The organism is Chitinophaga filiformis, assembly GCF_021646545.1.
Taxonomy (GTDB): Bacteria; Bacteroidota; Bacteroidia; order Chitinophagales; family Chitinophagaceae; genus Chitinophaga; species Chitinophaga filiformis_A.
In genome coordinates this window covers 113,717-125,920 of sequence record NZ_JAKIRP010000024.1, presented here as the reverse complement: position 1 = coordinate 125,920, position 12,204 = coordinate 113,717, and the positions used below count along the sequence as shown (strand labels likewise).

General features: G+C 50.4%; 3 protein-coding genes. All 3 read right to left on the bottom strand.

Translation table 11 applies throughout. From position 1 onward, the window contains the following. Nucleotides 1-15: 15 nt before the first annotated feature. The 3 genes from L3C95_RS33275 to L3C95_RS33265 are packed head-to-tail and all read right to left on the bottom strand — an operon-like array spanning nt 16 to nt 12,196. Entirely contained in the window at nt 16-1,830 is a 1,815-nt protein-coding gene (locus L3C95_RS33275; RefSeq protein ID WP_236394983.1) for a TauD/TfdA family dioxygenase, read from the bottom strand. 2 nt (nt 1,831-1,832) lie between these two features. Beyond that, nucleotides 1,833-7,931 (bottom strand): non-ribosomal peptide synthetase, encoded by a 6,099-nt coding sequence (locus L3C95_RS33270; RefSeq protein ID WP_236394982.1) that lies wholly within the window; start codon nt 7,929-7,931, stop codon nt 1,833-1,835. Nucleotides 7,932-7,933: 2 nt separating this feature from the next. Continuing rightward, nucleotides 7,934-12,196: an amino acid adenylation domain-containing protein gene (locus L3C95_RS33265; protein ID WP_236394981.1), complete on the bottom strand. Its 4,263-nt coding sequence runs from the start codon at nt 12,194-12,196 to the stop codon at nt 7,934-7,936. Between the last annotated feature and the right edge of the window lie 8 nt (nt 12,197-12,204).

The following is a 12,204-nucleotide window of genomic DNA, read 5'->3' as shown; positions in this document are numbered from 1 at the left end:
GTATCTGTCAGTTTATTAAAGCGGTTTATATTGGATCAGGTCGGGGTAAAAACGTTCTGCCTTCCGCATGTAAGCATCAAATTCTATCTGCAGGCCCAGTGGATTAGCGATCCACTGCCGGGTAAGCCGGGCTACCTCCGGATCTACGAGTTTGACGGTACCGGCCTGCATGGCCATCAGGTTGGCCTCACATGACTGCTCCGCCGCAATCATCAGGATGGCGGCCGTTTCCAGTTCTGCTGCCATAGTGAGCGTACCATGGTTACGCAACAACAGTGTATGATTATTGCCGGCAGCTTTCACCAGTTGCTGCCCTTCAGCAAGCGACAACACCGGACCATTATATTCCTCATATAATGCATGGTCTTCAAAGAACATACAGCTGGTCTGGTTCACCGGCTGTATCTGCCGGCCGAGGGACGCATATAAGGTAGCATGAGGCGAATGTGTATGCACAATGCAATGCGTATCTGGCCGCCCCTGGTGCAGGGCTGCATGGATGCAGAAGCCGGCTACATTCACCGGGTAATCGCCTTCCAGTACATTGCCCTTTCCATCTACCGTGATCAGGTTATCGGGAGTAACTTCCTCAAAGAAAAGCCCGAAGGGGTTTACCCAGAAAGCGTCTTCCCTGCCGGGCACCTTCATGGAAATATGTCCGCTGATGCCTTCATCCAGTTTCTCCATCGCCAGTATACGATACAGTGCTGCCAGCCGGTAGCGCAACCAGGGAACCGTCTGCGGACGTTCTTTCTTACTGAAGAAAGCAGCGGTATTACGGCGCGTATTCGCCACCACATTCGATGTTCCCTCAATAGGATCAGACATGGCCACCAGCACCTTTCGGTTGCCGGTAAAAGGCTTCCTGCTATGCGCAAAGCGCATATTGTCCAACAACAGCACATCCCCGTTTTTCCAGGGGAATACAATGGCCGCCTGTTCATATGCGGCCATGATACTGTCAAAATCTTCGCGGCTCAAAGCGGTGCCATCTCCGAGGAAACTGTTCCTCGGTACATTCGCTTCGCCTAATAAACTCACCAGGGAAGAACGTGTATCCTCATCGAGGTTCATCAGGTTAAACAGGTGCGCCTGGTTAAACCAGACCTTCTCGCCTGTTACCGGATGTACCGCTGTTGCCTGTGCGGTATAGCTGGTCTGTAATACGTCGTTGTCTTTCCATTGAAAACTCATTCCTCTTTTCTCACAATATTGCTTTACCTCCTCCCTGTCTTCTGTACCAAACACCTTCTGCCAGCTGAGGTCTATGTCCTTATGAAAAGTGCGCACATAACGCACACCGGAACTTTCGAATTTTTCTCTTACAGCAGCAGGCATCAGCTTATACACCAGCGCAGAATCAGCGATAGGCGTCTCTCCTCCTGTTGCTGCATTTTCCTTGCAATAGAACCATATCTTGCCAGGCCAGGTGTTTGTATAAGAATGCTCATTATGGAAGGGGATCGATCTTTCCTTCGGATATTCCGTCGATGTGTACACTTTATCTCCCACCTTGGTACGCGGCGTAGATGGCTCCGCATAATCCAGCAAACGGGTTGCATATGACTGGCAGATCTGCTGAAAAGCATCTTCATCACCGATGGTAAATCCACGGAAAAGAATAGCGCCATACTCTTTATATAGCTTATCCACTTGTGCCTTATTCGTCTGCAGCCATTCTTTCAGTTGCAGGTCCTCACTACCGGCACTCAGCACTACATAAGGCGTACCGCGCTCATTACCGCGTACAATCTCCTCACGTACCTGCCTTTGCTGAACAGGACGGGCTATGGCCCGCTTCAATGACTGCAAAATATCCTGGTTTTTCATATTCACTTTTTCATGCTTTTTAGTAATTCATGCGACTTCGTTTTGAGCTTCACCGCTGTATCATCCCAGTGATGGGTTAGCAGCGTTTCAACGGACACCTCTTCCTGTTCACAAAGCTGTTCCAGCAGTTGTTCCCATTGTTTTACGTAGGAAATGATCACCGCCCTGGTATACTTACCTGCTTTATATTCTACGTTGAGCGAAAAACTATTCCTGTATGGCTGCACGGTAAAACTGAGGTCAAACTTGCTACCTTCCATCACCACCTCGATCTCCTCTGCTTCGATACTGCTCCGCTGATGCTCCTGCGTGCCGAAGTCATTATATACGAAGCGGGTGTTGATGTATTCAGACAACTGTATCCCACTTTCCTTTTTCACCAGTGCAGACAGTTCGTCAAAGGAGATATCCATATGATGCATATCCTGCCGGATGCCCGAAGCAAAGTCCTGCAGTGCTTTCCTGACAGTCGCCTGCCTGTCCACGTTTACTACCACCGGCAGCATGTTCACAAAGAACCCTACCACTGGCTCCATGCTGGTATTTGTTCTTCCGGATACAGAACTGCCTATCACAAAATGACCGGTACCCGACAGTCTTGCCTGTAACATAGCAAAGCTGAACAGAAGCAACTGGAAGTCTGTTACCTGCCGCCTTCTGGCCAGTTGCAACACCTTCTGCGAAAGCGTTTCCGGAAGCACATGATGCAGAGTGATCCCTTCTACCTCATCATCAGACGTCTTGTAAGGGAATACCGAATGCTCAATACCGGAACTGATCTTCTTCAGCCAATAGGCGGCTGCGCTTTCCATCACAGCCTGCGACTGCCCCGCCATCCATTGTGCGATATCTACATAACGTAACGGCATTGGCGCCAGGGAAGCAGCCGTTCCAGCCACTTTCGCCTCGTAAATGTTTAACAGGTCTGACAGCAGTACACCTATAGACCAGCCATCCGCAATGATATGATGCAGGTTGATCACCAGGTAAAAATGCCGACTGTCATTTTCCATGATCAGCACCCGGAACAATGGCGCCTGGTCCAGTTTGAAAGGCGTATTGCTGAACACCTTCGCCAGGTCCATGATCTCTTCAACAGATCTTTCTCCCTGCAGGAAGGTCAGGTATGCAAATGATTCAGGTAGTTCGCTCAGCTGTACCACCGGCCCATTCTCCTGTAACACAAACGCGGCCCTTAACTGGTCATGCCGCTGTACAAGCGCTTCAAAAGCAGCTTCCAGCATATCTCTTTTCAGCGACGTTGATACTTTGAATGCCGTCGTCATGTTGTAGGAGATGTTCTCCGGCTCCCGCTGCTGCAGGAACCATAAGCGCCGCTGTAAGGGCGATACACTATAGAAAGCCTGTTCCCCTACATGCGGGATAATATAGGTGGCCCTGTGCTGCTGTGAAGCCACATACATGGCCAGATCATACAGGCGGGGATATTTGAACACATCGAATAAGCTGATGGGGATATTGAACTGCTCCCTGATCCTGCTTACGAGTTTAATTGCGAGCAGGCTCTGTCCGCCGGACAGGAAGAAGTCATCCTCCGGTGACACTGTCTTTAATTGCAGCATCTCCCTGAACAGGTCTGCCACCTTCTCTTCCACATCTGCCGGCACCTGTACCACGGCGGGCGGCGCATAAGTCACACCCGCTGTATCTACACCCATTGGAGGCGTCAGTGCCTGCAGGTCGGCAATAGTCAGGTCCTGCAACATCGGACTCGCCTGCAACAGGGTACAGAACGCATTATACAGCTGTACCGGCAATGCGGCGTCCACCAGGTGAGTTGCATGAATAAAGGAGAGTGTGAATGTATTGTCCACCTCTGTTATCTCGATGCTCAGGTCAAAGCGTGCACCCGATTCTGCTGCAGGGTCCAATCCTTCGCGGGCGGAACTTCCCTCTGCGGCTACGACGTAGTTAAAGAGGATATTGATTAAAGGGTGTTTACTACCATATCTTGACAGCTGCTTGTCGCGCAGTATATGTGCCGGCGGATACCAGGAATGTTCCATTACCTGCGCCAGTCCTACACCGGTAGCATGCACATATTCACCGAAGGATGCTGCCGGGTCCAGCTTTGCATAAAATGGCAGTGTGCTCACCATAAAACCGGTCACATCCTGCATCTCATCTGTCATCCTGTTGGAGAAGGGCAATCCGCACAGCAGACGATTGTCTTCCGTATACCCCGACAATACAATATGAAAAGCGGAGAAGATCAATGTAAAATCCGTTACACCCAGTTTCGCAGATAAAGCCCTGATCCGTTGCACAACGCCAGGCGGCAATACGGGGCGGAACACGGTTCCTTCAAAAGGCGAACCATCCTGCGCTTTAGCGGCAGGCAGGGATGGCATTGGAGGTATCACCTCCAGGTATCTGCTCCACCATGTTTTGTCCTTCTGATACAGTTCGCCTTTCAGATAGGTACTATGATACCACATCGCCACATCGTGATACTGCAACACGGGAGGCTGCACCGGCTCCTGTCTGTACAACCGCATCAGGTCTGCTACGAAAATGGTATTGGACAATTCGTCCGTGATAAGATGGTGTGCATCCAGCAGGAGATAGAAAGCGTTATTGTGCTGCAACAGGTACAACCTGAACAAGGGAGCCTGACCGATGTCTATCACTTCCCTTTGCGCATTGAATGCCTGTACGGGAGATACTTTAGGTAAAGCGATCGCCCTGATACTGCCTGTGCGTATAAAAGCATCATACACTTCTTTCACGGGTAGTATCTGCTGCAGCACCTGTTCGTCTTTTTCAATGAACCTGGTACGAAGCACAGAATACCTTTCCAGCAATTGCGCTACTGCCAGCAACAATCGCTGTTCTTCCGGTTTCTGATCCAGTTTTATGAGGGCAGGTACATAGTAGCTGAAGCCAATATCCGACAGGCTATCCAACACATAGATGCTCTCCTGAGAAGGCATTAAGGGCAGTGTATCCGGAGCCGCAACACTTGTAATGGCGGCCGCCTTCGAAGGACTGGCAGCTTTAATATAAGCCGATAGCTTCTCGAGTGTAGCATGCTGCAGAATATCCGGCAAGGAGATCTGTACGCCGAAGTTCCGCTTAATAGCCGACATCATCCTCACAGCTGTCAGACTATGCGCACCGTTGGCAAAGAAATCCCTTTCAGGGTCTACCTCATGACCGATCACCTGCGCCCACACCTGCAATAGTTTTGTAGCGGTTTCGTCATGCTCTAAACGTCTGCTCACCGGCTCGCGTTCTTCCTGTTCTTTCAGCAGGGCAGACAGCTGCTTACGGTTGATCTTTCCGCTGTTTAAACGGGGGATCTCTTCTATACGTTTGAAACCCGAAGGGATCATATAAACCGGCAACTGCTTCGTCATTGTTGCCCGGATAACGGACGCAGGTACTTCTTCTCCCGTATAAAATGCATAAAGGAAGGATGCACCGTCATCCCTTTTCATCAGCAACACCACCGCTTCCCTGATGCCTTCCACCAACAGGAGTTTGGCCTCTATATCCCCGGGTTCAATACGCTGTCCGTTCAGTTTTACCTGCTGGTCTATCCTGCCCAGGTAGATCAGTTCTCCATCATCATTCCACATGGCCAGGTCGCCTGTTTTATACATGCGTGCGTTTTCCACGAAGGGATCCGGCAGGAACTTTTCAGCAGTCAGTTGTTCCCTGCCGATATATCCCCTGGCTACCCCTGTTCCTGCAATACACAGCTCCCCGCTTATCCATGGCGGCAATAATGCCTGGTGTTCATCAAGGATATAAGCCCTTGTATTCAGCAGCGGTTTACCGATGGGGATATACCTGTACGCTTCCTTCCAGGGAGAACAGGTAAAGCCCGTACAGTCGACCGTCGCTTCTGTAGGCCCATACAGGTTCACCAGGATAGCGCCTGTATGCTGATAGATATGTTCATTGAACTGTTGCATAGCCGCGTACAACAGTGCTTCCCCGCTTGCAAACACGAGGCGTAGCGAAGCACAGTCGGCCACCAGGCTTTCATGTATCACTGTCTCCATGAACAGGGCCAGCATCGAAGGCACAAAATGCGTCACCGTTACATGATGATCTTTGATGGTGCGCACTATTTCATACGGCTCGCTTTCCTTGCCCGGCGCCAGGAAGAAGGTAGTACAACCGGAGAATAACCAGTGGAACAACTCCCATACAGACACATCGAAACCGATACTTGTCTTCTGCAGGATGCAATCATCTTTCGACAAAGGAAAGTCCTGCTGCATCCAGTACATCCTGTTCACCACGGCGCTATGCTCTACTACCACACCTTTAGGCATGCCGGTAGAACCCGATGTGTAGATAATATAAACAGGATCAGTTACCAGTGGCATGATCACGGGACTATACTCCGTAACCGGCAACTGTATCACTGCGGCCATATCAATGTAAGGAACATCACTGTTAATCAGCGGTTCGCCCCACCCCAGCACGATCTTTACCTGGGCATCCTGCAGTACAAAGGCAATACGGTCTTCCGGCATCCGCAGGTCTATCGGCACATAAGTACCTGCCCGCTTCAATATGGACATGATGGCTACTTCCAGCCACACAGAGCGCTTACAACATATCGCTACGGTATCCCCTCTTCCTACGCCCGCCTGCGCCAGGGCATGCTGTACAGCATTGCTGTAAGCCTCAAGGTCTGCAATAGAGAGGCGATGTTCTTCGTCCTCAATCCTTACCGGCGACTGCTTCTCCAGTAACTCGTAGTAGAACGACAACAAGGTCTTATCTGCCGGGAAGTATCCGTCTGTATTATTGAAACTGTGAATGAGCTCACTGGTACGTTCGTCTCCCCAGATCTTTATGTCTGAGAGCCGTTTACCCTTGCTGATACCCTGCGCCACCTGTTCGCCTATCACAAGCAGGTGATCCAGTACCTGTTGAATAAGTGCCTGCGGATATCTGTCTACATTGAAAGAGATCCGCCACAGGAATTGTTTGCCTGCGGAGATGTGCACAGACAAGGGATAATTGGTACGGTCAAACACCTCCGACCCAAAGATATTCCCCTCAGCCAGCCCGGCTTCATCATATGGATAGTCTTCCACCGCCACCACATGATCAAACAATTCTCCCTCCACACCAGCCTTACGCCTGATGTCAGGAACAGAACAATACTGGTATGGCAGACTGCTGATAAAGCGGCTGGAGATGTTGCTGAAATAGTCGTCTATTGGCGTGTTATCGGCTGTATCAAAAGCAAACGGCACCGTATTGATGCACATGCCAACAACATCGCTGGCATGTTGAATATCTATCTCCCTGCCGGACACCGTAAGGCCCGCAATGACCTTCTTTTGCCGGCAATAGCGCGACAGGAGTATCCCCCAGATACCGTACAGGATGGTATTAATACTCACCTGTAAAGTAGCGGCGGCCTGCTTTAGCTGAGCACTCAGCGCTTCGCTGAATGTTGTCTGCAATGACACCTGCTCCATATTGAGCGAAGGCTGCATGAAGGCTTCTGTCAGTGTACCGGTCAGAAAATCAGATTCTATATTCAGGTGATCCAGCCAGTATTGTGTTACTTGCTCCTGCTGCTGCCGCGACAGGTAATCTGTCACCCGGGTAAATGATACCGGATCTTTTGTGATCGTCTTTCCCTGGTACAGGGCAATCAGTTCATTCATCACAATCGCAAAACTCCAGCCATCCAGTATGATATGATGGAAAGAGATCACCAGCCGTGACGTATTTCCTACATGTAATATGGCGGTTCTGAACAAAGTATCTGCCAGTATATCAAATGCCCGTTCCCTGTCAGCCTGCAGGAAAGCCTTTACCTGGTCTTCGGTTTCCAGTGCATGGCAGCTCAGTTCCGGCGTCACTTCGTCCATCACTACCTGCACCGGCCTTACACCCTTATCGGCTACAAAACGCAGCCTTAAGGCATCATGACGTTGTATCACGGTTGCCAGGCTGCTGCGGAAACGTTCCGCATCCATACTGCCCGGCATGGTAAAGCTGTATTGTTCGAAATAGGCCTGCCTGTCTGTATCAGCAAGGGCATGAAATAATAATCCCTCCTGCAGGGGAGTCAATATCTGGATGCTTTTTAAATTGCCCATATTTAAAGTGAATTAAAGATCTCTTCCAATTCCTGTTCGTTCAGTCCAAGTACTTCGGCGCCGGCAACTTTCCTTTTGAATTGGCCATCCCATTTTCCTAATGCATGAATGAACTGTTCAAGACATGTGATATACTGCTGCAACAACCGGGTGGCTGCATCTTTTGTAACTAACAACTGATGATAAGAAAGACTTACCTGCAGCGCACCTTCTGAAATGATCAGCGTAAAGTAAAGCGCTGAAGGCATGTAAATATCAGGCCCTACATTCTGTTGTAAAGGCGATAAATCATGAATAGAGAAAGCCTGTTCTTCACCCGTGTCATGCTGCCCCAGGTAGTTGAAGGTGATAAAGGGCTCTGTGCTTTGGCTGCCCGTATGCAGTTCTCCCAGGTAACGCATGCAGAGATATCCTTCTCCATTGCCAGGCGTCTTTCCCAGGGCAGCGATGGTTTGCTGAATAGCGCTACGCATATGTTCCGCCGGCAGACAAGGCAATGCCACCGGGTATTTCATTGTAAACCAGCCGACTGTTTCGGCAAAGGATGCTGCATCTTCTGTGCTGTTCCTCCCATGCGATTCCAGGTATAAGGTAACGCCTGAGCGGCCGCTCCACGCCTGTATAGCACTCGTCAGCGCCGCCAGCTGCACTTCCTGCAACGTCACATCCATGGTATGTAAAGGCAGTGAAAGCAACTGCCTCGTGGTGGCGGCTGACAACGCGGTATGCAGGTGATCAAAATGGCGGAAGGTTTTCTCAACAGACGCCAGCTCCTGCCAGTCTTCCGCAGCCTTTGCCTCCATGTCCATCCAGTAAGACATCTCCTGTACAGTGAGGCTGTCTGTTTTCTTCCGAAGGGCCTGCGACCATTTCAGATAAGAGCCCGAGGTATTTTCTCCCTGTACCCCATTGCCCGATAACTGTTCCAGGATGATACGCCAGGATACGCCGTCAATGATGAGGTGATGCGCCAGCAGGAACACATAGTCCTGCTCTTCTCCACGGAATAATATGCAGCGGAATAAAGGACCACTTGCCAGGTCAAACTGCTGCTGCCAGTACTGTGTCTGGCCCTTCAGATCGAAAGCTTCCTGTTCAATAAAGATGCCTTCTATAACAAGAGACGCTGGTAGCACGTGTTGCACACGCTCCCCGCCTGATAAAGGAAAAACAGTACGCAGTGCGGCATGGTACTGCCATAAACGGGTAACTGCTGCCTTAAGATCATCTGCGTCTATCTTTCCCACAGCCTGTAACAACAGCGACTGGTTATAGTAATGCAGGTCTGCCGTATTATCCCTGAAAAACTTGATCTGTAAAGGCGCCAGTGGAATCGATCCGCCATCCGCCAGTTCATCCACCGGTATATGTGCTGCTTCTTTCAGGTAGTTCACCAGCTGCGAAATGGTAGGGAACCTTAGTATATCTCCCACCTGCAACATCCAGCCTTTCTCCCGCATCTTCGCCACCACCTGTATGGCTTTTATGGAATCGCCGCCAATGCCCAGGAAGTGGTCGTGAATACCCACAGGCGCTTTTTGCAATACCGTCTCCCACACCTGCGCCAGCATCTTTTCCTGTGCCGTGCGGGGCAGCACGATCTCGTCCCTGCTGCGCACCTCTTCCGGAGAGGGTAATGCAGCAATATCCAGTTTGCCGTTGACGTTCACAGGAAAACGCTCCATCGCGATCAGGCTGACAGGTATCATGTACGCCGGCAACTGTTCCTCCATTTCTTTCCTGATGGCGGCAGCCAGTTCGGGCGCACCGGCATAATAGCCCACCAGTTCCTCCTGACGTATGATGACAAAAGCATCACTTACACCAGCCACATTGCGTATAACGGAAGTTATTTCACCCCGCTCTATACGGTAGCCCCTTAGCTTGATCATATCATCATTGCGCCCCGTGTAGCAGATATTGCCATCCGGCAGCCAGTATCCCTTATCGCCCGTTTTGTATAAGCCGTCTACAAAACGCGCTGCCGTTTTCGCTTCATCATGAAAATAACCTGCACCCACCGTGCTTCCGCCAATCCAGATCTCTCCCTCAATACCGGGCGTACATGGCTGCATCTGCGCATCCAATATGCAGGCGCTTGTATTACAGATAGGTTCTCCTATCAATATCTCGTTAAATGACTCAGGCACATTCCAGACAATGCAGCCCACAGTACACTCTGTAGGGCCGTATTCATTGTAGATCTTCATTGCAGGATTCAAGCTCCGCAGGATGGCGATATCGCTTTCCTGCAGCGCCTCTCCGCCAACGATGCAGATATCTGTCGTGGTATGTGTAATGCCCAGGTGCGGTAGCATACGGATGTGCGAAGGCGTCAGCTTGATGGCATTCATGGTGTTGAAAGCGTTCTGCAGATGTGTGCTCACCTCTGTTTCCTCTGCACAGATATACAGTATCGCCCCCCTCAACAGCGTACAAAAGACAGCTGTAACTGTCAGGTCAAATGCGATTGGCGTAAACAAAGGCATTGTTCCCACAGGATGATTAGAGAAATAATAGTAGCTCGCCCAATGGGTATAGTGTAAGAGGTTGCTCATGGTAATGACACAGCCTTTGGGCTGCCCTGTCGTACCTGATGTATACAATATATAAACCGGCTGCTCCGGCTGCCAGCGTGGTAGCTGCCTGTTGATCTCAATATGGTCAGCTGCCCTGAAGAGTTTCTCCGGAGAGATGCTCCTGTCGGTTCGCGGGCCGTCTGTAATAGCCAGTTTGGCTTCAGACTGCTGCATGATATATTTGATCCTGGCTTCAGGATACTGTTTATCGACCGGTACATACGTGGCGCCGCTTAGCATCACAGCCCACATAACAGGTATCAACTTCTCTGTACGGGCCATGTTGATCAGCACCCTGTCGCCCGGCTGGATGCGATGCTGTACGATCAGCACCTCCGCCAGCTGCCTTGATTGCCGGAGTAATTCCTGATAGCTCATACTACCCCCATCCCATTCCAACGCAATATGGTCGGGATAACGGCCAGCGGTGGCCATAAAAGTATCTGTTACAGGCACGAACTCAAACGGTATCTGTGCACCGAACAATGGCTGTATGTCCGTCGGGTTGCTTATTGCCTCTCCAGTTACAAAACGGCTCACGTCATCCAGTAAGGTCTGCCGGATCCATTCCAGAGAAGCGGCAGTGATTGCATTTTCATCTGCCTGCAATACTATTCTGGTGGCGCCTGCGGTATCTTCTGCAAAAAAAGACAGTATAAACGGCTCATGGCAGGAAAGACTCTCTACGCAAACCGGCATCTCTGCCAGTACTCCTTCCGGGAAATGGTCGCGTTCCAGGTATTCAAAGCTACAGGTACAATTGCTGTAAGCAGCATTTGCTTCCAGCTGTTCCCGGTACAGATCAAAACGTTCCCGCCTCTCCTTTAATCGCACCACATCCTGCGCGTCTTCCTTGCGGAAATTGCTGTAGATGCCTTTTGCAAAAGCACCAGGTATCTGTTTGAACTCATCGAACTGCCGACCGGATGATATATAAGCAGCTGCACCTGTACCTTGTTTCAGGTACCGGGCAGTTACATTCGTCCATGCCCAATACCAGATATCAGCGGGTGTAATGTTTTGTTGTATGGCTACCTGCTCCAGCTGCTCAAGCAATGCGTCACCTGCTTTCAGGTCTGTGGTGACATAGGAACTGTATATACCGTTACCCACGCCGTGCTGCAAGGTAAGCGTTCCGGTAGTCTGTACAGGCTCCTGTTCCAGGTCCTGCGGTAAGTCCGTGCCCTCATCTGAAATACTCTCCAGCCATTCCACATACTGGATGAACTGAAGCGGCTCTTCTTCCGGTGTATTTGCTGTGATCAGCTGTTGTACGAGAAAACGTAAAGACCAGCTGTCCAGCCATACCGTCGGCGCTACGAGACCGAGGTAGGCAGGCATGCCTTTATCGTCATTAAAGACAATCAGCCGGATCTTCGTATTATCCAGTGACGATACACGCTGCCATTCGGCGATAACAGCTCCTTCATCATGCCCCTTATCTGCAATAACAGTCAGCACGGTTTGATCTTCGTCCTTCACTTCCTGGAAAGGGACACTGACGTTGCTGGTACAGGTACTGACAGTTCTCAGTATACCATGCCTGCTTACCAGGTCTCGCCAGCGACTAACAATATCGTGTGTAACAGGTGTAGTGATCCTGAATAAAGCCCTGTGTAACAATGCCTGCTCCCACTTGAGACTGAAGTACTTTTTCTGCACAGGAGATATACAATGGATACTCATATTAAACG